Genomic DNA, 22,206 nt, shown 5'->3' on the forward strand with positions numbered 1-22,206 from the left:
GATTCATGGCGCTCAAGCCATTCGCATTCTGCACCGCATCCGTTCTCGCTCTCGGCCTTGCCGGGATGGCCCAGGCGCAGGACGCCGGGTCAGGCCAGGGTGCGGCGGATAATGCCGCCAGCGACGACAGTTCGCAGCCGACAGCGGAAGACATCATCGTCACCGGCGTGCGCGCCTCGATTGTCGGCGCGCTCAACGTGCGCAAGGAGAATATCCAGATCGTCGACTCGGTGGTGGCCGAGGACGTGGGTAAATTGCCGGACAATAACGTGGTAGAAGCGCTCCAGCGCGTCACCGGCATACAGATCACCGATCGCGCCGGCGGCGAGGCGGGCACCGTTACCATTCGCGGGCTTCCCGACGCGGTGACGACGATGAACGGCCGCAACATCTTCACCTCGACCGGGCAGTCCTTCGCGCTGCAGGACATTTCCGCCAACCTCGTGAAGCAGGTGGACGTCTACAAGACGCGCTCGGCCGATCAGCTCGAAACCGGGCTGGCCGGACAGATCGACGTCAAGACCCGCCGTCCGTTCGATTTCGATGGCCTGGCGGTCTCCGGCCTCGTGCGCGGCATCTACAACGAGGTTTCTGACAGCTTCAATCCGAACGTGGCGCTGCTCGTGTCCGACCGCTGGGAGACACCGATCGGCGAGATCGGCCTGCTGGTGAACGGCAGCTACAGCCAGACGAAGTATCGCAACGAGACCGTCACTGCCGGCGCACTGGTGCCCTTCGCCACCGAGAACCCGACGGAAGGCTCCGGCCTTTCCCCGCTCGAACGCATCTTCTCGGGCTGGACGCCCGGCCTAAATGAAGGCCTGCCGACCACGCCCGGTTCGACGATCAACTACAACGGCGTAGAGGTGCCTTACTACCTTTCGCGCGATGCGGTGTTCTCCACCGACCAGTACGGCAAGCGCAAGCGTCCCTCGTTCAACGCGGCGCTCCAGTGGGCCCCCAACAGCAGTTCGGTCTACACCGCCGAGGTGTTCTACACCGGCTATCGCAGCTCGCTCTACAGCGACATGATGTTCAGTTATGTCGATTACTGGAGTAATCCGGGCGCCTTCGAGCTCTACCCCGACACGAACATCATCAAGTCCCGCACGACCGACGACGTCTACGGCTTCAACAGCGGCGACTATACGAGGTCGAAGACCGACAGCTACGTCTACGCGCTTAACGGCCAGTGGGATCTGGGCGATCGCGGCAAGATCACCGGCGACCTCGCCTATCAGACCAGCACCGCGAAGACCTCGTTCATCGCCATGCGTACCGATCGCACGGCCGACCAGATTTCGGTGGACTTCAACTCGGGCGGCGGCGTGCCCTCGTACCACTTCGACGACGATTCCCTGCTCACCGATCCTTCTGCCTGGAACGTCGCGCAGCTTTACGACAACGCCAACAAGGACAAGGGCAGTGCCGTCACGGCCTCGCTCGATGGCTACTATACCTGGGACGAAGGGTTCATCCGCCGCATCAAGGCGGGGCTGCGCTACGACGATCGCAAGGCGTCGAGCTACGTGCGCACCGCCGATGCCGCCAGCCTCGGCACCAGCCTGACCACGCTGCCCGAAGCCGCCTATTTCACCAACTCCGGTTTCATGAGCGGCGAGGCCGACGTGCCGCGCAGCTGGGTGACGGTTGATGGCGCGTGGCTTTACAATAACGCCGACTATGTGCGCAGCCTCTATGGCCTGCCGACCTCGGAATCGCTGGTCCTCAACAAGACCTTCGACATCGACGAGATTACCATGTCGGCCTACCTGCTGGCGGATGGGCAGGTCTCTGTCTTCGGGCGTCCGCTCGATATCGAGGGCGGCGTGCGCTATGTGAACGTAGCGACCGATTACAACTTCTTCGACCGCTACAACGATTATGCCCGCAGCCGCGCCAATTCGGGCTCGGCGAAGTTCCTGCCGACCTTCACCGCGCGCTATGCCATCACCGACCGCCTGCGCCTGCGCTTCAACTATGGCGAGACGCTGCGCCGCCCGAACTTCAGCGACGTGAACCCGACCTATTCGCTCACCGGCGATCTCACCAGCGTCGGTTACGGCAGCGGCACGGCGGGCAATGCAAGCCTGAGGCCCACGCATTCGAAGAACTACGACGTGGCGCTGGAATGGTACTTCGACCGCGACAGCGCGATTACCGTGACCGCTTTCCGCCGCGAGATCGACGGCCTCGTCGTCAGCCTGCCGGTCATGACCTACATCCCCGGCAACGGCATCGTCGCGGGCGCCACGGACTATTTCGTGGTGACGAAGCCGGTGAACGCATCCGACGGCGTGCTGAAGGGCGTTGAGGTGGGGCTGACCTACTTCCCGCACTACTTGCCCGGGCCGCTGGACGGGCTCGGCTTCCAGGGCAGCCTTACGGTGCTCGATTCCAGCCAGACCATCCCGGTCACGGACTCGGCCGGCACGATCACCGGCTATTCGCGGTCGGCGTTCTTCGACGTCTCGAAGCTCTCGTACAATGCCACGCTGGCCTACGACCGGGGGCCGTTCAACGCGCGCCTCTCCTACATCTGGCGCAAGGGCTTCCTGCACAACAACGAGTCCAGCCTCTTCGCGAACCCGATCGGCATCTGGTACAAGTCCGAGGAGAGCCTCGACTTCCAGCTGACCTGGAACGTCACCAAGGCGATCGGCGTGACTTTCGACGCCACCAACCTCACCAAGTCGAAGCAGCAGAGCTACTACAAGTTCGCCGATGCCGGCGGCTCCACCACCGACAATCTCGGCACGACCCTGCTGGCGCGGACGTTCGCCATCGGTGCGCGCTTCACGTTCCAGTAGGGCGGACTTGGCCGTTCGTCTTCCTCCCGGCAGCCAGCGACGTACCGCCATTCTGTCGCCGGTGGCCGAGGGTGCCCCGTCCTTCGCGATTTTCGCGGAGGACGGGCGTCTTCCCCTTTCCATCTCGCGGGTGCGTCGCGCTTGAAACGGACCTGACCGGATGAACAAGATGACCTTTTCGCTCACGCCCGAGCCTGACGCCCTTGCAGCTGCGGGGCACGGAAGGCTGCATCACGACGTGGCTCGTCGCCTGGCGCTGCGGATCGTTTCGGGCGAATATCCCACGGGCCATCTGTTCACGGCCGAAGTGGAACATGCCGATGCGCTGGGCGTCTCGCGTTCGGTCCTGCGCGAGGCGTTCCGCATGCTCACCGCCAAGGGGCTCGTCTCGAGCCGGCCCAAGGCGGGAACCTGGGTCAACGAGCGCAAGCGCTGGAACCTGATCGATCCCGACGTGCTCGCCTGGCAGCTCCAGTGCGGCGCCAGCGATGCGTTCCTGAGGGACCTGTTCGAACTGCGCAGGGTGGTGGAGCCCCAGGCCGCCGAAATGGCCGCGCTCCGCCGCGAGGAAAGCCAGCTTCTGGACATGGCCAATGCGCTCGACACGATGGAGCATCACACGCTCCAAAGCGAAAAAGGCCGCGCCGCCGACTTGCGGTTCCACGCCCTGCTCATGGAAGCCACACACAACGAGATGCTGCTGGCGCTGTCGAATTCGATCCTCACGGCGATCGCCTCGACCACGGCGGTCAAGCAGCACATCCATGTCCATCCGCGCGACCCGATGCCGGAGCACCGCGAACTCCACCGGCATATCGCCGATCGCAGCCCCGGCCGTGCACGGCGTGCCATGCGCAAGCTCATCGACCTGGCGCTGGGCGACATGGAAATGGCGCTCAAGCATTTCTGAAGGCGGGCATTTTCCGGGGATGACCGGCGGCAAGGCGCGATGACGGTCCAGCAACACTTCGCAACCCTTTCCTTGCGATAACTTTACAGTTCGCTTTCGAACTCTTTACCCACAACCGCCTCGTCCCTCGCCATACCGCATGGCATGTCGACCAAGCGCCGTCTCGTGATCGGGGGCATTCTCGTTGCCGCCGCCCTTGCCCTGCTCCTTGTCTGGAAGCTCTTCTCGGGACCGGCCGAACCCGTCGTCGCCACCGCGAAAGTGACGCGCGGCACGATGGAGCAGACCGTCGAGGCGACCGGCACGCTGGAGCCCAAGGAACTGGTCAGCGTGGGCGCGCAGGTTTCCGGGCGGCTCGAACAGCTCAACGTCGCGGTGGGCGAGTCGTCCATCAGGGGGACCTTATCGGCCTGATCGATCCCCGCACGCAGACCAACAGCCTCGAAACCGCCAGGGCCGACCTTTCCAACATGCAGGCCCAGCTTGCCGGAGCGAAAGCCACGCTCGTCAAGGCGCAACTGGCGTTCCGGCGCCAGCAGGCGCTCGCGCGGGCGAGGCGACCTCCCAGGCCGATTTCGAGGCTGCGCGGGCAGAGCTCCAGTCGGCGCAGGCCAGCTTCGATGCCTTTCAGGCGCAGATCCGCGCGGCCGGGGTCAGCGTCGATACCGCGCAGGTCCAGCTTGGCTACACCAAGATCACCGCGCCCATGGACGGGGTGGTGGTTTCGGTCGTCACCAAGCAGGGGCAGACGGTCAACGCCAACCAGTCGGCTCCCACCATCGTCATCCTCGCCAAGCTGGACGTGATGACGGTGAAGGCCGAAGTTTCCGAGGCCGACGTGATCGACGTGAAGCCGGACCTGCCCGTCTACTTCACGATCCTGGGCGATCCTGACAAGCGCTACGAGGCAAAACTGCGGCTGATCGAACCGGCACCGGAATCGATCGTCAACGAAGTGGATTCCTCGTCGACCACCTCGTCCAGCAGCACCACGGATTCGGCGATCTACTACAACGCCCTGTTCGAGGTTCCCAACGAGGACGGCAGGTTGCGCGCGCTGATGACCGCCAAGGTCAGCATCGTTCTGGCCAAGCGCGCCAATGCCCTGATGATCCCTTCGACCGCGCTCGGCGCCAAGGGCAAGGACGGCACATATTCCGTCCGCGTGAAGGGCGAGGACGGCAAGATCGCCGCCCGCAAGGTGCGCATCGGCATCGACAACAATATCAGCGCCGAAGTGCTCTCGGGCCTGAAGGAGGGCGAATCCGTTGTGGTGGGCGAGGCCAGCACCGCGGCCAAGACCAATCAGGGGCCGATGGGCCCGCCCCCGGTCTGAGCCGCCGGCCCGTTCGATGACCAGCACCCCGCTCATCACCCTGTCGCACGTCCGGCGCGAGTATCCCTCGGGCGACGGTGTCTTCGCGGCGCTCAAGGACATCGACCTGTCGATCGAGGCGGGAGAGATGGTTGCCATCGTCGGCCAGTCCGGCTCGGGCAAGTCTACCCTGATGAACATTCTGGGCTGCCTCGACCGGCCGACTTCGGGGTCCTACCGCATCAACGGGCGGGACACCGGAGACCTCGAGCCCGACGAACTGGCCGCGCTGCGCCGGGAGCATTTCGGCTTCATCTTCCAGCGCTACCACTTGCTGACCGACCTGTCGGCCCTCGGCAATGTCGAGGTGCCCGCCGTCTATGCCGGCCGCGCGCGCGGGGAGCGGGCAGGGCGGCCCGCGAGATACTCGCCCGTCTCGGCCTTGCCGAGCGTACCGGCCACCGGCCGGGGCAGCTTTCGGGCGGCCAGCAGCAGCGTGTCTCTATCGCCCGCGCCCTGATGAACGGCGGCGAGGTGATCTTCGCCGACGAACCGACCGGCGCGCTCGATTCCGCCAGCGGCGTGGAAGTCATGGCCATCCTAGGCGAGCTTCATGCCGAGGGCCACACCGTCATCATCGTCACGCACGATATGAAAGTGGCCGAGCACGCGGACCGGATCATCGAGATCCGCGACGGCGAGATCATCGATGACCGCCGCACCCGCGAAAACGCGGTGCGCCCGGCCGTGCAGAAGGCCGCGCCGGTCGCCAGCGGCTTCCAGCAGGTGGCAGACCGCTTCCGCGAAGCCTTCCGCATGGCGGTGCTGGCGATGTCCGCCCACAAGCTTCGCACGTTCCTGACGATGCTGGGCATCATCATCGGCATTGCCTCGGTGGTTTCGGTAGTGGCGCTGGGCGGCGGCGCGCAGGAGAAAATCCTCTCCGATATCAGCAGCCTGGGCACCAACACGCTGACGATCTATCCGGGCAAGAGCTTCGGCGACATGCGGTCGGCCAGGATCGAGACGCTCAAGGATGCCGATGCCGATGCGCTCGGCCAGTTGCCTTACGTCGACAGCGTCACCCCCAGCGTCTCGACCAGCGTGACCGCCCGCTATCGCAATGTCGCGGCGACCGCGCAGGTCAGCGGCGTCGGTGCCGACTACTTTCGCGTGCGCGGGCTGGAACTGATCTCGGGCGGCCTGTTCGATGCCCAGAGCGTGCGCGAACTGGCGCAGGACGTGGTTATCGACGAGAATTCGCGCGATACCCTGTTCCCCAATGTCGAGGACCCGCTCGGCAAGGTCGTGCTGCTGGGCAAAGTGCCCGCGCGGATCGTCGGCGTGGTCGGCACCCAGCAGCAGGGCTTCGGCGGCAGCGACAGCCTGACCGCCTATGTGCCCTACACCACGGCGATGAGCCGGATGCTAGGCCAGACCTACCTGTCCAGCATCACCGTGCGCGTGAACGACGATACTTCCACGGCGGCGGCGGAATCGGCGGTGACGCAGCTTCTCGCCAAACGGCACGGGACCACGGACTTCTTCATCAGCAATTCCGACGATATCCGCGAGACCATCACGAACGCCACCAACACGATGACACTGCTGATCGCCGCCATCGCGGTGATCGCGCTGATCGTCGGCGGGATCGGGGTGATGAACATCATGCTCGTTTCCGTGACCGAGCGTACCGCCGAGATCGGCGTGCGCATGGCCGTGGGCGCGCGCCAGTCGGACATTCTCCAGCAGTTCCTGATCGAGGCGTGCTGGTCTGCCTGATCGGCGGCGTGATCGGGGTGGGCCTGTCGCTCGCGGTCGGCGTTGCGATCTCCTTTACGCCGATCGACTTTCGCATGGCCTATTCGGTCACTTCGATCGTCGCCGCCTTCGCCTGTTCCACGCTCATCGGCGTGATCTTCGGCTTCCTGCCCGCCCGCCGCGCGGCCCGGCTCGACCCGGTCGATGCCCTTTCGAGAGACTGACCCCGTGCCCCAGCAGACCAAGCCCTTCCGCCCTGTCCTGCTGGCCACGCTGGCGCTCGCGCTGGGCACCGGCGGCTGCGCGGGTGTGACGCGTTCTCGCTATGCCGCCCCGGAACTGCCGATCGCGGATGCATGGGACCAGCCCTCGCAAGGCGCGGCCCGAACGGCGGGCGCCCCGTGGTGGAACGAATTCGGCGATCCGGCGCTGAGCGCGCTTGTCGATCAGGTGCTGGCCGCCAATGCCGATCTGGCGGCGGCAGGCTTGCGGCTGAATCAGGCCCGCCTTTCCGCCGAACAGGCGCGGCAGGGCCTGTTCCCGAGCGGCACTGCCAGCCTCTCGTCCAGCGGCTCGAAAGCGCTGGACGGCGGGGCGGGTTGGACGAAATCGAGCGCCGCCTCGCTCGGCGTGTCGTGGGAACTGGACCTCTTCGGCCGCCTTGGCGCCACTGCCGATGCCGCGAAGTGGGAAGAACAGGCTAGCGCGCAGGATCTGGCCGAAACGCGGCTCTCGCTGATCGGCACGGCGGCGCAGGCCTGGTGGCAGCTCGGCTATGCCAACGAACAGATCGCCATAGGCGAGGAAAGTCTGGGCTATGTCCGCCGTGCGCTGGACCTCGTGCAGCGCCAGTACGATGCGGGCGCGGTGTCACGCCTCGAACTGCGCGATGCCCAGCAATCGGTCGCGGCGCAGGAAGCCTCGCAGACCCAGCTCGTGCAGGCGCGTGTCTCGGCATTGAAGACGATCGCCGCGCTGGTGAACCGCCAATCCTACGAAGGGACCGAGCTTCAGGCTCTTCCCCGGCAACCGCTGCCGCAGATCGCCGCAGAGGCGCCGGCCTCGCTGCTGTCTCGCCGTCCCGACCTCGCCGCCGCCGAACTGCGCCTGCGCAAGGCGCTGGCCGCCAGCGATGCCACCGTCGCCGGCTATTACCCCAGCTTCAGCCTGACGGGCGGACTGGGCACGGCCAGCTCGGCGCTGCTGGGGTTCTTCAGCGATCCCGCAGCCAGCCTTGGCGCGGTGCTGTCACTTGCCGAACTCAACCCGGAGAAAATCCGCCTCGGCACCGGCATCGCCCGGGCCGACTACGAAATCGCGGTGCAGGATTTCCGCCAGACCTTCTACGATGCCTTGCGCGATACGCAGGTCTCCCTCTCGGCGCGGGAGCAATATCTGAAGCAGGCGGGCTTCGTGGAGGCGAACTACGCTGCCGCGCGTGACGCCGAAAGGCTTTATGAACGGCAGTACCGGGCCGGGGCAATCCCTTTGCGCGACTGGCTGGACGCGCAGGAACGCCTGCGCAGCGCCCGCACCGGCCTGATCCAGAACCGCTATAATCAACTGGTGACACAAGTTCAGGTCTATCAGGCACTTGGTGGAGATACTTCACCAGAAAGCTGAGATCTATCCGGCCTTTTTGATCCTGCCGCTCCGGGAAGCCGGAACCCGGCCGCCGTTCGCGATTTTACGCTGCCGATCACGACGTTTCCGATCCGGGGGCCTAATGCACGGTGTGATTTCCGGCCGACGATCCTGCAAGATTGCCCCGGCACGCGCTTGCGCGGAACCGCGCCCGGCGCAAACGCGCTCCTTCCGGCCGGACTTCGCCTGCAGATACAGTCCCACATATCGGCCTACGTGCCCGTTATCCTGACCGGCATCCATCCTCCTACCCGCAAGGGGAACCGATGACATTTGCATTCGCCAAGCCCGACCGCCAGTACCATGAACTCGGCGCGGAATTCACGGGGGACGGAACGCACTTCGCGGTCTTCTCCGAAAATGCCGAGGCGATCGAGCTCTGCCTCTATTCGGACGATGGCGACGAGGAACTGGCGAGGCTGGAAATGCCGAGCCGGGAGGGGGCGATCTTCTCCGGCTACGTTCCGGGGGTGCGGCCCGGCCAACTCTACGGCTACCGCGCGCACGGCCCCTATGCGCCGGAACAGGGCCACCGCTTCAACCCCAACAAGCTTCTTCTCGATCCCTACGCCCGCGAGATCGCCGGCAGCCTGAAATGGGACGACGCGCTCTGGGGCTACGACCTTGCCTCGGGCGACGACATGACTTTCGACACCCGCGATTCCGCGCCGTTCATGGTCAAGGGCGTGGTCCAGGACCCCGAATTCGACTGGGAGGGTGACAATTCCATCCGCCACCCATGGAATGAAACCGTGGTCTACGAAGCCCACGTCCGCGGCCTGACCATGTCCCATCCCGACGTGCCCGAGGAATTGCGGGGCACTTATGCCGGCATGGTCAGCGAGCCCATCCTCGATCATTTGCGCAAGCTGGGCGTGTCGGCGATCGAACTGCTGCCCTGCCAGTATTTCCTCGACGACCGGATGTTGCTGGACAAGGGGCTCTCCAACTACTGGGGCTACCAGACGCTGGGCTACTTCGCGCCGGAGCCCCGCTATCTCGGGCCCAAGCGGGGCAAGGCGCCGGCGATCCGCCAGTTCAAGGACATGGTGAAGCGTTTTCACCGGGCCGGGATCGAAGTGATCATGGACGTGGTCTACAACCACACGGCCGAGGGTTCCGAGCGCGGTCCGACATTGTGTTTTCGCGGGCTGGACAATGCCAGCTACTACCAGCTTTCACCGGAAAACCCGCGCTACAGCTTCGACCAGACCGGTACCGGCAACACGCTCAGCGTGGCCCATCCGATGGTCATCCGCATGGTGCTGGATTCGCTGCGCTACTGGGTACAGGCGATGCACGTCGACGGGTTCCGCTTCGACCTCGCCTCCACCCTCGGCCGCGAGGCCATGGGTTTCGACAGGGAAGGCGGCTTCTTCGACGCGATCAGGCAGGACCCGATCCTCTCCGGCGTGAAACTGATCGCGGAGCCATGGGACGTGGGCAGCGGCGGCTATCAGGTGGGCGGTTTCCCTTATCCGTTCCGCGAATGGAACGACAAGTTCCGCGATACGGCACGCGGCTTCTGGCGGGGCGATCCGGCGCTTGTGGGCGATCTGGCCAACCACCTGATCGGTTCGCCCGAACAGTTCAACCATTCCGATCGGGGGGCGACGTCCTCGGTCAACTTCCTCGCCGCCCATGACGGCTTCACTCTGCTTGACACGGTTTCCTTCAACGATCGCCATAACGAGGCGAACGGCGAGGGCGGGGCCGATGGCCATGACAACAACCTGTCCGACGACATGGGCGCCGAAGGCGCGACCGGGGATGAAGCCATCAACGCCGCCCGCGCGCGCCGCCGCCGCGCCATGCTGGCAACCCTGCTGCTCAGCCAGGGCGTGCCGATGATCCTGGCCGGGGACGAGATCGGCAACAGCCAGCAGGGCAACAACAACGTCTACTGCCAGGACAACGAGACGGCCTGGATCGACTGGCCGTGCCGGGATGACGCCCTGCTGGAGTTCTGTGCCCGGATGATCGGGTTCCGCCGGGACCATCCCGTGCTCTCTCAGGACAACTTCCTCAACGGCGAGCCTGCCGAAGACGGCCGCGTGGAGATCGCGTGGCACCAGCCCGACGGGCGGCAGATGGACGCGGAGCTATGGGGGCAGGCCGAACTGCGCATCCTGGGCTTCTTCCTGAGCTACTCGGCGCAGGAGCCTTCGTAGAAGGCGAGCGGCCGCTGTTCATCGTCCTGAACGCGGGCGATCCCGTGGACTTCGTCCTCCCGGCGCATAACGGGGTTTTGAAATGGCACCGCGTGCTGGACACCTCGCGCGATCTCGCTTTCGAGCCTGAGCCGGTCGAAGGAGAGGCGGCGACGATTCCGCCGGCCAGCGTCTGCGTCTTCGCACCGGAATGACGGGGCCGGAATTGGCGATGCCGCAGGATCTCGACTGGACGTGGGGAGCGCGGCCCCTCGGCGGCGGCAACTGGCGGTTCAGGCTCTGGGCGCCGGACGCGGGAATGGTGGCGGTGGAACTCGCCGATGGCCTTATGCCGCTGGAGCGCGGGGAGGGCGGTTGGTGGAGCATCGACACCCGGGCCGCCTGCGGGGCAACATATCGGTTCCGGGTGGACGACGCGGCCTTTCCCGATCCGGCCGCCCGCGCGCAAGAAGGCGATGTTCACGGGGCCTCGGTTCTGGTCGATCCGGCGGCATATGCTTGGCAGGCGGAGTGGCGGGGCATCCCGTGGTCGCAGGCGGTCATCTACGAGCTGCACCTCGGCACGTTCACCGAAGAAGGCACTTTCGCCGCCGCCGCCGGGAAGCTGCGCCATTTGCGCGATCTCGGGGTGACGATAGTGGAAGTGATGCCGGTGGCCCAGTTCGACGGCGAGCGGGGCTGGGGCTACGACGGCGTCCTGCCCTATGCGCCCCACAACGCCTATGGATCGCCCGGCGATTTCAGGCGCTTCGTGGACAAGGCGCACGGTCTTGGCATGGGTGTCCTGCTGGACGTGGTCTACAACCACCTGGGGCCCTCCGGTAACTACCTTGCCGCGTGGGCGCCGTCCTTCTTTCATGCCGACCGCCGCTCGCCTTGGGGACAGGGCATCGCCTATGAGCAGCGCGCGGTCCGCGACTACTTCATCGAGAACGCGCTCTACTGGCTGGACGAATACCGGCTGGACGGCCTGCGCCTCGATGCGGTCCATGCGATCGAGGATCGCTCCGAGGTTCATTTCCTGGACGAACTGGCCGAACGGGTACGCGCGGTGGAATGGGGCCGCCCGGTTCATCTGGTCACCGAGGACGAGCGTAATCCCGCGTCCGGCTTCGGGCCGGGAGCACCTTTCGACGCGACGTGGAACGACGACTGGCACCACGCCCTGCATTGCCTGCTCACCGGCGAGGACGAGGCCTATTATGCCTCTTTCGCCGTCGACCCGCTGGCCGATATCGAAACCGCGCTGCGAGACGGCTATGTAGAGCAGGGCCAGCCTCGCAAGGGGGCCTCTCATCCGCGCGGGGAACCTTCCGCCGGGATGGCGCGAACCGCCTTCATCAATTTCCTCGGCAATCACGATCAGGTGGGCAACCGGGCAAGGGGCGAGCGGCTGCACCACCTCGTCCGAGACCGGAACGCGCTTCGCGTGGTTACGGCGATGACGCTGCTTTCGCCTTCCGTGCCGATGATCTTCATGGGCGACGAATTTCTCACAAGTGCCCCGTTCCAGTTCTTTGCCGACTTCACCGGCGATCTCGCCGCAGCGGTACGGACGGGGCGGGCCGAGGAGTTTGCCGGTTTCACGGCGTTCGGCGGGGAGGTTCCGGACCCGATCTCGCCGGACACCTTCCTCGCCTCGAAGATCGGACATGCCGTTGGCGCAGATCAGGTCTCGCATGAGGCTTTCGTCCGCGACCTCCTGGCGCTGCGCCGAGACCGGATCGTGCCGCTGCTCGCCGCGGGCGCCCATCCTCAAGTGAAAGTGACGCGGGACGGCGGCGCGATCGACGTGACCTGGACGTTCACCAAGGGCCGGCTGCTGATGCGCGCCTCCCTCGGCAGCGGGACGTTTGTGCCGCACGATGATCCGCTCATCGAAGTGGGAGGCGGGGCAAGCCGCTTCGCATTCTCCGCAGCGCTTGGGAACGGATGACTTACATGGTTATCGTATCCAATTATTCATACGAAATAACAGCTACATACAGATTACAGCTGCGAAGCGGTATGAGCCTTGATGACGCGCGTGAGCTTCTGCCTGAACTGGGTGCGCTTGGCGTCAGCCATCTCTATCTCTCGCCGCTTTTCAGGGCAGCGACTGGCTCTACCCATGGTTACGACGTGATCGATCCCAACGAGGTGGACCCGGTGCTGGGCGGGGAGGAAGCCTTCATCCGCCTGAGCGACGCGGCAAGGATTGCCGGGATCGGGGTGGTTCTGGATATCGTGCCGAACCATATGGCCTGCGTACCGGAAAACCCGCTGCTGTATGACCTCATGAAGGGCGGCCGCGATAGCGCCTCCAGTGAGATTTTCGATATCGACTGGGCCAAGGGGCCGCTGCATTTCCCGGTGCTTGACGGCACGCCGGACGAAGTCCTTGCCGCAGGGCAGATCGCGATGGGGCGATTGGGCGATGATGCCGTGCTGGAGGTCTACGGTCAGAGCTATCCGCTCGCCGATACGCCCCTGTCGCGGGAGCTTGCGGAGCGCGGTGAACTGGATGCGTCAGCGCTTGCCGACCTGCTGGCGGAGCAATGCTGGTCCATCGGGGACTGGCGGCAGTCCGCTCAATCCATAAATCACAGAAGATTTTTTAATATCAGTAGTTTGATCGGTGTTCGTCAGGAAAGTATAGGAGTATTCCGGCTTACCCATCGCTGGATTTCGCGGCAAGTCGAAGCCGGCCGAATTCAGGGGCTTCGGGTCGATCATGTCGATGGTCTGGCGCAGCCCGGCGGCTACCTTGCGCACCTGCGGGAGCTTGTCGGACCAGATGTGCCGGTGTGGGTGGAGAAGATCGCCAAGGAAGGCGAGGATATCCCGGACTGGCCCGTGCAAGGCATGAGCGGGTATGAGTTCATGACCCCGGTCACGCAGTTCCTCACGCAGCCGGACGGGCTTGCCGCGATGCGGGCGGCGGCCCGGCATGCCGTGCCTGAAGATATGGCGGATGAAGTGCGGAACGTCAGGCGGGCCTTGCTGCACGGCACTTTCGTGCCCGAGCACGCGCGCGTCGTCGATGCGGCCATGGCGGCGCTAGGCTGTACCGAGGCGCTGCGGGGTGCGGTCGAGCAGGCGGTGGAAGCACTTGCGCTGGTCTGGCCGGTCTACCGTTCTTACACGGCCGACGGTCTTCCACTCTCGCCGGAATTCGCGGGGCTGCGCTCTGCCGGTGGGATGGCGGGGGCATTGCTGGACTTGCTGCAAGCGGCTGCCGGAGATCCGCAGGCCCGGCAGTTCGCAGCCCGGTTCGAGCAGTTGACCGGAGCGCTCACCGCCAAGTCCGAGGAGGATACCGTCTTTTTCCGTGCGGTATCCTACCTGCCGTTCTGCGAGGTGGGCGCCGAACCCGAACTTCAGACCATTTCGAGGAGTGCGTTCGAAGCCTTGATGAACCGGCGCGCGGCGCGGACGCCTTACGGGCTCAACGCGCTTTCGACGCACGATACCAAGCGCTCGGCCGATGCGCGTGCGGCGATCGTCGCGCTCTCGTACTTTCCCGCGCTCGCTAGCCGGTTTTACGCTCATGCGGGCGCACGCGCTTCTGTGTGCGGTTTGGCGCCGCGCTGGGGCATTTATGCGATGCAGACGGCTCTTGCCATGCGGGAGGAACCCGATGCGCAGGCCCGCCTGGTGGAACACATGACGAAGGCAGCACGCGAGGCCAAGGATTTGTCCAGCTATGAGAACCCGGATGAAGGTGCCGAGCGGCAACTCGGCGCGCTCGCTGCCGGGCTGCTGGAGGAACTCGCCGGGGATGGCATCTGGAACGGGAAGGAGGAGGCGTCGTTCCATGAGGTGCTCGATGCGGTGATCCTGGCTCAGGTCGCGCTCCAGATCACCGCGCCGGGCATCCCGGACATATATCAGGGCACGGAGTGGGTCTCGGCAAACCTCACCGATCCGGACAACCGCCGCGCCGTGGATCGCCGGGCCGAACACGCCGCCGGCTCGCTGCCGGAACGGAAGTTCTCGCTCACCGCCCGTTTGCTGGCTTTACGGAAATCGGCGCCCGAACTTTTCGCGAGAGGAAGCTATGAACTTCGCGCCGCGGAGCGGGAATGGATCGTCAGGCGGACATGGCAGGGGCAATCCGCCGAAGTGCCGGTTCCGCGCCCGTTGCCGCCGGAATGAGGGCGGCGCGAACGTGGTTCATCAGGCCTCCTGTGCGGGTACGGTTTTCGCCGGGGCAGGATGGTTCTCTACCGAGTGATCGGGGTAGGGCATGATGAGCTTGCCGTCGGGTGAGGCGGTGTAGGTCGTCTGGGTCGGATAGGGGATGGAGATGCCCTCGGCGGCGAAGCGCCGCATGATCGACACCAGCAGCCGGTCGCGCAGCGGATGCGCGACGACCAGTCCGCACCGGGCACGTCCACCAGCAGGGTGAAGTCCAGCGAACTCGCTCCGAACGCCTCGAACCCGGCGCGAGCAGCCTTGCCGCCTTCGGCTTCGACCAGTTCGGACAGGATGCCCGGTATGCGGGCGAGCGTGTCGGGCGGGGTTTCGTAAGCGACACCGATGGTGAACTGCAGGCGGATATGATCGCGCCGCGTGACGTTGAGAATTTCCTTATCAAGCAAACTCTTGTTGGAAATTACTCGCAATTCACCTGAATAGGCGCGGATGCGCGTGGACTTCAGGCCGATGGCTTCGATAGTCCCGGTGCTGGTGCCGAAGCTGATTGCATCCCCCTTGCTGAAGGGGCGGTCGAAGATGATGGCCAGCGCCGCGAACAGGTCCGCGAAGATGCCCTGCGCAGCAAGGCCGATGGCTATGCCGCCGACGCCGAGACCCGCGACCAGACCCGTCACGTTGACCCCGAGGTTATCGAGCAGCACCACCGCCGCGACGGCGAAGACCACCACGCTGACGAGGAGGCGGATCAGGCCCATCGCATTGATGATCGCCTCGCCCTGGAAATGTTCGGCGGAAGTGCGGTGTTCGATTGCGCCGAGGATCAGTTCGCGCGCCCAGATCGCGCCTTGCAGGACCGCTGCGATCGTGAACAGGAACGTTACCAGACCGTCGAGCGCGGGCGGCGTCTGTGCATAGCCGTCCACCACGCGGATCGCGACCATGACGATGAAGTAGTTCGTGGTCTTGGTCACGGCGCGGCCGATCACGGTCAGCCAGGCACCCCTGCCGCGTTCCGCCCGGCAGAGGCGATTGCCCAATCCGCGAAGGGCATAGAGGCCGGAGGTTATGGCAATGGCGATCAGTCCAGCGACGATGATCTGGAGCCAGTAGGTCTGGAACCACGAGACCTGGCGCTCGACAGGTTATGGACCTGCGTGGCCACGTCCGGCATCGCGTGGGCGCCGGGGCTGGGGCTCGGGGGGGAAGTGGGGGGTGCTCATCCTGCGCTCAATCCATGTTCGTTTCGGCGACCGTGGCTGCCGCCGATATCGCGGCATGCCGACATGCGAACGGCCTTACCGTGCAAGACGGCCAAGGCTCAACGTCTTGCAATGGCTCGGTGGACGAGTTGTTCCTTGCGTTTTTCGGGAGTTCGGTTGCGCCGCAGCGGCGAGCGGCCCGGCCACAGGGCTCGGGCCGCCCCTGCATCAAGGCGTCAGCCGTGGTGGCCGATTTCCTCGACCTGATCGAGATAATCGCCGTAACCCTCTGTTTCCATGTCTTCACGCGGCACGAACCGCAGGGCGGCCGAATTGATGCAATACCGCAATCCGCCCTGATCGCGCGGCCCGTCCTCGAACACGTGGCCGAGGTGGCTGTCGCCGTGGGCGGAGCGCACTTCGGTGCGGATCATGCCATGGCTGATGTCGCGCAGTTCGCTGACGTTGGCCGGTTCGATGGGCTTGGTGAAGCTCGGCCAGCCGCAGCCGGACTCGTACTTGTCCGAGGAGGCGAACAGCGGCTCGCCCGAAACGATGTCCACGTAGATTCCGGCGCGCTTGTTGCCAAGGTATTCGCCTGAGCCGGGGCGCTCGGTCCCGCTGTGCTGGGTGACGTGGAACTGCTCGGGGGTCAGGCGTGCGATCGCCTCGTCGGATTTCTTGTAGGTTGGCATGGATCGTTCTCCTTGGCGCCCTAGATGGGGAGAACGCGGGCCGGGGTGAAGTCCTTTTTCATTCATTGCTGTCATTGTAGGGCGCAATTGCCGCCGCGTCGCCCGGGGGCCGCCTGTCGGCAGCCCCGCCCGGCGGTGGGGTCAGAAGTGGTAGGCTACGCCGACAAGCGCGTGATGGCGGTCGAAGTCATGGTCGTTGTTGCCGAGATCGGAATAACGATACTCGATGCGGGCCGTTACGTTCTGCAGGATCGCGCGCTCCACGCCGCCGCCCACGCTCCATCCATCGAACGTATCATGACCGGTCGCCGTGCCATCCGAAATGCGGGCGCGCATGTTCTCGTAGCCGCCGCGCACATAGAGCAGCGTTTCCGGGGTCACGAGGTAGCCGGCGCGGGCCGACAGGTCGAAGGAATGGTTCGGGTCGATCACGGCTGCGCCGCTGCGCAGGGCGTCGGCGGCGCCGATGTCGAAGCTGCCTTCCGCGCCGATCACGACATGGGGCGTGAGCCTGTAGTTATAGCCTGCAAAGGCGCCGCCGATGAAGCTGTCGCGGGAATCGCGCACGTTGACTTCGCCGATGTCGGTATCCGCGCCGCGGGCGCGGTCGTGGTTCAGGCCGGCCTGACGCCGACATAGGGGCCGTCGAACGTTTCGGCGAAGGCGGGGGAAGCTGCCATCACGGAAGCTGCGGCCATGATCCCTGCGATAATCCTGTTCATTGTCTTGTTCCCTGATTCATGTCCGGATCGGACAGGAGCGATATGGCCCTCGAACAACAGGCGGATAATCCGGGGTGATCGAGACAGACTGATTCCCGCAGGGAGACAATGCGACCGGCTCATACTTTGGTCAGGGTTGCCCCTCGCCGGGAAAGCGCGCGTTCTGAAACCGGGGTTGCAGGGATCGCACGGCACTTCCGCGGCCCCTGACCGTTCAGAAGGTTTCCCAACAGCCGCGCGCGGCGAACGACGAGGAGTTGCAGATGGCCAGGAACGTAGCGGACCAGTTCATCGCCACGCTGGAGGCAGCGGGCGTGCAGCGGATCTACGGTCTCGTCGGAGACAGTCTGAACGGACTGACCGATGCCATCAGGGCTCGCGGCACCATCGAATGGATCCATGTCCGCCATGAGGAAGTTGCCGCCTTCGCCGCCGGGGCCGAGGCGCATCTCACCGGAAGCATCGCGGTTTGCGCGGGAAGCTGCGGCCCGGGCAACCTCCACCTCATCAACGGACTGTTCGACTGTCATCGCTCGCGCGTGCCGGTGCTGGCCATCGCCGCCCATATTCCCTCGCCGGAAATCGGCTCCGGCTATTTCCAGGAAACCCGGCCGCAGGACCTCTTCCGCGAGTGCAGTCATTACTGCGAACTCGTGTCCGATCCGTCGCAAATGCCGCGCAGCCTTGAAATCGCCATCCGCACCGCGATCGGGGAAAAGGGCGTCTCCGTTGTCGTCATTCCCGGAGACGTGGCCTTGCAACCGGCGACCGCCGCTGCCGAGCCCCCGCCCGCCTCGCTCCTGCCCCGACCGCCCGTGGTGATCCCGGACGAGCCGGACCTCGCGGCGCTGGCGGCGATGTTCGACGACGAGAGCCGTGTCACGATCCTGTGCGGCTCGGGCTGCGCCGGCGCTCACGCGGAAGTGGTGGCCCTGGCCGAGCGGCTCCAGGCGCCCATCGTCCATGCGCTGCGGGGGAAGGAACATGTCGAATACGACAACCCCTACGACGTGGGCATGACCGGCCTGATCGGATTTTCCTCGGGCTACTATGCGATGATGGATACCGACGTGCTGCTGATGCTGGGCACGGACTTTCCCTATCGCCAGTTCTATCCGGCGGGCAGCGGCGTGCGGACCGTGCAGGTCGATATCCGGCCCGGCCAGCTCGGCCGCCGCACTTCGCTGGACCTCGGGGTGGTGGGCGATGTCGGCGCTACGGTGCGGGCCTTGCTGCCCCGCCTGCGGGCAAGGACGGATGGCAGGCATCTGGAAAAGGCGCTCAAGCATTATCGCCGCGCCCGCGAGGACCTCGATTCGCAGGCGGTAGGCCGTCCCGGCAAGACGCCGATCCATCCGCAGCAGGTCGCCAGGGCGATCAGCGATCTTGCGGCGGACGATGCGGTGTTCACCTTCGATGTCGGGCTGCCTACCGTATGGGCCGCCCGCTACTTGCGGATGAACGGCAGGCGGAGACTGATCGGTTCGCTGTGGCATGGCTCCATGGCCAATGCGCTGCCGATGGCCATCGGCGCCCAGAGCGCCTTTCCCGGCCGGCAGGTGATCTCGCTATCGGGCGATGGCGGGCTGGCCATGCTGATGGGAGACCTGCTTACCCTGCGGCAGAACCGGCTCCCGGCGAAGATCGTGGTCTTCAACAACGGCACGCTCGGTTTCGTGGAGGTGGAGCAGAAATCGACCGGATTCCTGCCGTTCGGAACCGATCTCGACAATCCCGACTTTGCCGCCATGGCCGAGGCGATCGGCATCAAGGGCATTCGTCTCGAAGACCCTGCCGATGTCGAGCAGGGGATCCGCCGTGCGTTCGAGCATGACGGCCCGGTCCTGATCGACGCGGTCGTCGCGCGGACGGAACTGCCCATTCCGCCCAAGATCAATGCCGAGATGGCCAAGGGCTTCACCCTCTACATGGTCAAGGCCGTGATGAGCGGCCGGGGTGACGAGATCGTCGATCTGGCGCGGACCAATCTCTGGCATTGATCCGCTGGCGGGATAAAGGGAAGAGCAAAGCTTACGGAAAAAGGGAAAGACCATGCCCACCGACAGGGGCGATGCCCTGCTGATCGCCTGCCCGCACTGTGCGGCGCGCAACCGGGTGCCGTCCGATCGGCTTGCCGCGGGCGGAAAATGCGGGCGCTGCGGCCAGCCGCTTTTCGCCGGCGTCTCGATCACGCTGACTTCGGCCAATTTCGATGCTCATGCCGCGCGCTCGGGCATCCCGCTGCTCGTCGATTTCTGGGCGAGCTGGTGCGGGCCATGCCGGCAGATGGCGCCTGCCTTTGGGGCCTCGGCCCGGCTGCTGGAGCCGCAGGTCCGCCTCGGCAAGCTCGATACCGAGGCGGAAAGCGCGATTGCCGGGCGCTATGGCATACGCTCGATCCCCACGCTCATCCTGTTTTCGCAGGGCCGGGAGATCGGGCGCCAGTCCGGCGCCATGCCGGAGCGGGCTATCGTGGACTGGACGCGGGGGCTGCTTGGCTGAAGGTCTGCCCCCGCCCGCCTCAGTCGAACGTGATGGAGATGCGCGGAATGTCTCCCTCGATCGCGCCATGAGGCACGGGATAATCCGTGACGGTGACGCCGAGATCCCGCCCGATGTCCAGCGTCTCGCCGCCGCCCGCCGGGGTCAGGATACTGGTGGGCAATGAGCCGCGCGCCAGTTCCTCACCGCCGGTGCTCAGTGCGATTTCGGCCGGGCCGCCCGGTTTTGCCACGGCGAAGCGAAGACGCAGGGTCGTGGCCCCCTGCGGCAGCGCATGGGCGGCGCGGACCCTGACGATCTCGTCCGGGTCGGTGGAGCGGGCCCAGACGAATGTCGGCACTCCGCGATCGAGGTAGAGGCTCCAGCCGCCGAAGCGGCTTCCAAGCGCCACGACGGCACCGGAGGCTGAGGCGGTGTCCAGCCTCAAGTCCGCATCCAGCGTGAAGGAACGACCGATCAGCACGGGTTCCGTGGTGGAGGGGATCGACACGTCCTTGCCCCAGAACGTGAACTGCTTGCGCCCGCTGGGGCGCATGGCCGCCACGGCGCGGGCCATGGCGAAGCGGTGATCGAGCGGGAATACGTTGTTGCGCCGTGCTTCCTGCTGCCACAGCTCCAGCATCCGTTTCAGCCTTTCCGGCTCCTTCGCGGCAAGATCGATGGACTGCGAGAAATCCTTCGAGAGATTGTAGAGCGACCATTGCATGCGGGGCCGGGGCCCTTCGGGCGGCAGGTTCTCCCAGGCCATCCGGCCATCGTCGCCCGAGAGGAACCAGCCGTCGTGATAGAGGCCGACCTTTCCGCCGATCTCGAAATATTGGGTGCGCGGCATGGCCGGATCGCAGGAAGCGAGGCCGGGCAGGAGGCTGCGGCCGTCGAGCGGCTTCTGCGCCGAGCCGAGCACGTTCGCCGGCATCGGCACGTTCGCCGGCATCGGCACGTGCGCGGCATCCAGCAGGGTCGGCGCCATGTCCACCAGATGGCTGAACTGCCCGCAGATGCTGCCGGGCCGAGCGACGTGGCCCTTCCACGACAGGATCATCCCGTTGCGGATGCCGCCCAGCATGGAGGCATATTGCTTGGTCCAGCGCAGCGGCGTGTTCATTGCCCAGGTCCAGCCCGCCGGATAGCTTTCGTAAGTATCCGGCCCGCCGAGCCGGTCGAGATTGGCCGTCATCCAGGCTTCGGCCTCGTCATGGCGGCCCATGCTGCGCATCTCGTTGATCGTGCCGCGCGGGCCGGCCTCGGCGCTGGCGCCGTTGTCCCCCTCGATGATCGCGACGATGGTGTTGTCCAGCTGGCCCATCCGCTGGAGTTCGTCCAGCACCCGGCCCACCTGCTCGTCCTGGAACACGAGCTGCGCCGCGGCCACTTCCATGGTTCGCGCCGCAAAGGCCTTCTGCGCCGGGGTGAGCGTGTCCCACGCGGGAATTTCCGGCGGGCGGGGCGTCAGCCGGGTTCCTTCGGGAACGATGCCCATCGCGACCTGGCGGCGGAAGGTCTCTTCGCGCACCTTGTCCCAGCCTGGTCGAACTTGCCCTTGAAGCGCGCGATATAGGCGGGCGGCGCCTGATGCGGCGCATGCGTGGAGCCGGGGGCGAGATAGGCGAGGAACGGCTTGTCCGGCGCTCCGGCCTTCTGGTTGTGGATCCAGCGGATCATGTCGTCCGCAAGCCGCTTGTCCAGCAGTTCGCGCGGGCCATCCTGCGGATCGGCGCGCTGGACGCCGCGATAGAGCATCGGCGAATACTGGTCGCTGTCGCCGCTGACGAAGCCGTAGAAATATTCGAAGCCAAGGCCCGTGGGCCATGCATCGAACGGGCCTGCCTCGCTGCGTTCGTTCGACGGGGTGTTGTGGTGCTTGCCGAACATGGCGGTGTTGTAGCCGTTTAGCCGCAGGATCTGCGCGACGGTGGCGGTTTCGGGCAGGATCTTTCCGCCATAACCGGGGTAGGGGGAGGGAACGTCGCTCAGCCAGCCCACGCCGGCGGCATGGTGGTTGCGCCCGGTCAGCAGCGCCGCGCGCGAGGGGGAGCAGATGCCGGTGGTGTGAAAGCGGTTGTAGCGCTGGCCCTGCGCGGCGACCCGCATCGAAATTGGGTGTCGGCACCGGGCCGCCGAATGCGCTCGACATGGCGAAGCCCACGTCGTCGCTCATCATCACGAACATGTTCGGCGCGCCGACAGGAGCGCTGACGGGTCTTGCCGTGCCCCGCCGCGCGTCAAGGACGTTTTCGGCGAATGTGCCGTCGAACGGCGCGGTCGGCACGGGCAGCACCGCTCGCCCGGTTTCCTCCTGCGCATTCGCCGTCCCGCCCGAAAGCACGGTGGCCGCCA

Annotated in this window: 16 protein-coding genes and 2 pseudogenes; 13 read left to right on the forward strand and 5 right to left on the reverse strand. The window is 65.5% G+C overall.

Annotation, left to right across the window (positions count from 1 at the left end; all coding sequences use genetic code 11):
* Nucleotides 1–5: 5 nt before the first annotated feature.
* From ADT71_RS27425 to treY, 11 genes and pseudogenes are all read left to right on the forward strand, one after another.
* Nucleotides 6–2,810, forward strand: a complete 2,805-nt coding sequence (locus tag ADT71_RS27425; protein WP_054441909.1) for a TonB-dependent receptor — start codon at nt 6–8, stop codon at nt 2,808–2,810.
* A gap of 160 nt (nt 2,811–2,970) precedes the next feature.
* Nucleotides 2,971–3,720: a FadR/GntR family transcriptional regulator gene (locus ADT71_RS27430; protein WP_197283149.1), complete on the forward strand. Its 750-nt coding sequence runs from the start codon at nt 2,971–2,973 to the stop codon at nt 3,718–3,720.
* Between the two features lie 144 nt (nt 3,721–3,864).
* Nucleotides 3,865–4,134, forward strand: a complete 270-nt coding sequence (locus ADT71_RS34645; protein ID WP_231636247.1) for a hypothetical protein — start codon at nt 3,865–3,867, stop codon at nt 4,132–4,134.
* Between the two features lie 217 nt (nt 4,135–4,351).
* Nucleotides 4,352–5,056: pseudogene (locus tag ADT71_RS34650) on the forward strand (efflux RND transporter periplasmic adaptor subunit); the annotation flags it as partial.
* Nucleotides 5,057–5,072: 16 nt separating this feature from the next.
* A complete protein-coding gene (locus tag ADT71_RS35295) occupies nt 5,073–5,555 on the forward strand; it encodes an ATP-binding cassette domain-containing protein (RefSeq protein ID WP_304437754.1) in 483 nt (160 codons plus the stop codon).
* A pseudogene (locus ADT71_RS34660) lies at nt 5,459–7,020 on the forward strand (ABC transporter permease). Before ADT71_RS35295 ends, ADT71_RS34660 begins: the two are co-directional and overlap by 97 nt.
* Nucleotides 7,021–7,024: 4 nt before the next feature.
* Complete coding sequence (locus ADT71_RS27445; RefSeq protein WP_231636249.1) at nt 7,025–8,419, forward strand: efflux transporter outer membrane subunit; 1,395 nt, start codon at nt 7,025–7,027, stop codon at nt 8,417–8,419.
* A gap of 287 nt (nt 8,420–8,706) precedes the next feature.
* Complete coding sequence (gene glgX, locus ADT71_RS27450) at nt 8,707–10,611, forward strand: glycogen debranching protein GlgX (protein ID WP_231636250.1); 1,905 nt, start codon at nt 8,707–8,709, stop codon at nt 10,609–10,611.
* A gap of 44 nt (nt 10,612–10,655) precedes the next feature.
* Nucleotides 10,656–10,805, forward strand: coding sequence for a hypothetical protein (locus ADT71_RS34670; protein WP_231636251.1), 150 nt, complete (start codon nt 10,656–10,658; stop codon nt 10,803–10,805).
* Nucleotides 10,806–10,822: 17 nt separating this feature from the next.
* Nucleotides 10,823–12,547: a malto-oligosyltrehalose trehalohydrolase gene (treZ, locus tag ADT71_RS27455; protein ID WP_054441985.1), complete on the forward strand. Its 1,725-nt coding sequence runs from the start codon at nt 10,823–10,825 to the stop codon at nt 12,545–12,547.
* Nucleotides 12,548–12,552: 5 nt separating this feature from the next.
* Entirely contained in the window at nt 12,553–14,748 is a 2,196-nt protein-coding gene (gene treY, locus ADT71_RS27460; RefSeq protein WP_054441986.1) for a malto-oligosyltrehalose synthase, read from the forward strand.
* Nucleotides 14,749–14,816: 68 nt separating this feature from the next.
* Here treY and ADT71_RS27465 read toward each other — a convergent pair whose 3' ends face one another.
* The 3 genes from ADT71_RS27465 to ADT71_RS27475 all read right to left on the reverse strand — a co-directional run bounded on the left by ADT71_RS27465 (nt 14,817) and on the right by ADT71_RS27475 (nt 17,212).
* Nucleotides 14,817–15,788: a mechanosensitive ion channel domain-containing protein gene (locus ADT71_RS27465; protein ID WP_369818347.1), complete on the reverse strand. Its 972-nt coding sequence runs from the start codon at nt 15,786–15,788 to the stop codon at nt 14,817–14,819.
* 398 nt (nt 15,789–16,186) lie between these two features.
* A complete protein-coding gene (gene msrB, locus ADT71_RS27470) occupies nt 16,187–16,645 on the reverse strand; it encodes a peptide-methionine (R)-S-oxide reductase MsrB (RefSeq protein ID WP_054441911.1) in 459 nt (152 codons plus the stop codon).
* Between the two features lie 141 nt (nt 16,646–16,786).
* Nucleotides 16,787–17,212: an outer membrane protein gene (locus ADT71_RS27475; protein WP_231636253.1), complete on the reverse strand. Its 426-nt coding sequence runs from the start codon at nt 17,210–17,212 to the stop codon at nt 16,787–16,789.
* 418 nt (nt 17,213–17,630) lie between these two features.
* Here ADT71_RS27475 and poxB point away from each other — a divergent pair, with 418 nt between their 5' ends.
* Together poxB and trxC are read left to right on the forward strand one after the other, a co-directional pair.
* Nucleotides 17,631–19,367: a ubiquinone-dependent pyruvate dehydrogenase gene (gene poxB, locus ADT71_RS27480; RefSeq protein WP_054441912.1), complete on the forward strand. Its 1,737-nt coding sequence runs from the start codon at nt 17,631–17,633 to the stop codon at nt 19,365–19,367.
* Nucleotides 19,368–19,419: 52 nt separating this feature from the next.
* Nucleotides 19,420–19,869: a thioredoxin TrxC gene (trxC, locus tag ADT71_RS27485; RefSeq protein ID WP_054441913.1), complete on the forward strand. Its 450-nt coding sequence runs from the start codon at nt 19,420–19,422 to the stop codon at nt 19,867–19,869.
* A 19-nt stretch (nt 19,870–19,888) separates the two neighbouring features.
* Here the strand turns inward: trxC and ADT71_RS30835 are convergent, their stop codons facing one another.
* Both ADT71_RS30835 and ADT71_RS35245 read right to left on the reverse strand, forming a co-directional pair.
* A complete protein-coding gene (locus tag ADT71_RS30835; protein ID WP_054441914.1) occupies nt 19,889–21,382 on the reverse strand; it encodes a sulfatase-like hydrolase/transferase in 1,494 nt (497 codons plus the stop codon).
* Nucleotides 21,319–21,960: a sulfatase-like hydrolase/transferase gene (locus ADT71_RS35245; protein ID WP_054441915.1), complete on the reverse strand. Its 642-nt coding sequence runs from the start codon at nt 21,958–21,960 to the stop codon at nt 21,319–21,321. The genes ADT71_RS30835 and ADT71_RS35245 overlap by 64 nt, the downstream gene beginning before the upstream one ends.
* Nucleotides 21,961–22,206 lie beyond the last annotated feature (246 nt).

The organism is Novosphingobium sp. ST904, assembly GCF_001298105.1.
Taxonomy (GTDB): domain Bacteria; phylum Pseudomonadota; class Alphaproteobacteria; order Sphingomonadales; family Sphingomonadaceae; genus Novosphingobium.

What these genes read in the sequence shown, in the direction of transcription:
- ADT71_RS35245 (WP_054441915.1), bottom strand. Translation starts at nt 21,960, where the DNA reads ATGCGGGTCGCCGCGCAGGGCCAGCGCTACAACCGCTTTCACACCACC.
- msrB (WP_054441911.1), bottom strand. Translation starts at nt 16,645, where the DNA reads ATGCCAACCTACAAGAAATCCGACGAGGCGATCGCACGCCTGACCCCC.
- ADT71_RS35295 (WP_304437754.1), top strand. Translation starts at nt 5,073, where the DNA reads ATGACCAGCACCCCGCTCATCACCCTGTCGCACGTCCGGCGCGAGTAT.
- ADT71_RS34645 (WP_231636247.1), top strand. Translation starts at nt 3,865, where the DNA reads ATGTCGACCAAGCGCCGTCTCGTGATCGGGGGCATTCTCGTTGCCGCC.
- trxC (WP_054441913.1), top strand. Translation starts at nt 19,420, where the DNA reads ATGCCCACCGACAGGGGCGATGCCCTGCTGATCGCCTGCCCGCACTGT.
- glgX (WP_231636250.1), top strand. Translation starts at nt 8,707, where the DNA reads ATGACATTTGCATTCGCCAAGCCCGACCGCCAGTACCATGAACTCGGC.
- treZ (WP_054441985.1), top strand. Translation starts at nt 10,823, where the DNA reads ATGCCGCAGGATCTCGACTGGACGTGGGGAGCGCGGCCCCTCGGCGGC.
- ADT71_RS27425 (WP_054441909.1), top strand. Translation starts at nt 6, where the DNA reads ATGGCGCTCAAGCCATTCGCATTCTGCACCGCATCCGTTCTCGCTCTC.
- treY (WP_054441986.1), top strand. Translation starts at nt 12,553, where the DNA reads ATGGTTATCGTATCCAATTATTCATACGAAATAACAGCTACATACAGA.
- poxB (WP_054441912.1), top strand. Translation starts at nt 17,631, where the DNA reads ATGGCCAGGAACGTAGCGGACCAGTTCATCGCCACGCTGGAGGCAGCG.
- ADT71_RS27430 (WP_197283149.1), top strand. Translation starts at nt 2,971, where the DNA reads ATGAACAAGATGACCTTTTCGCTCACGCCCGAGCCTGACGCCCTTGCA.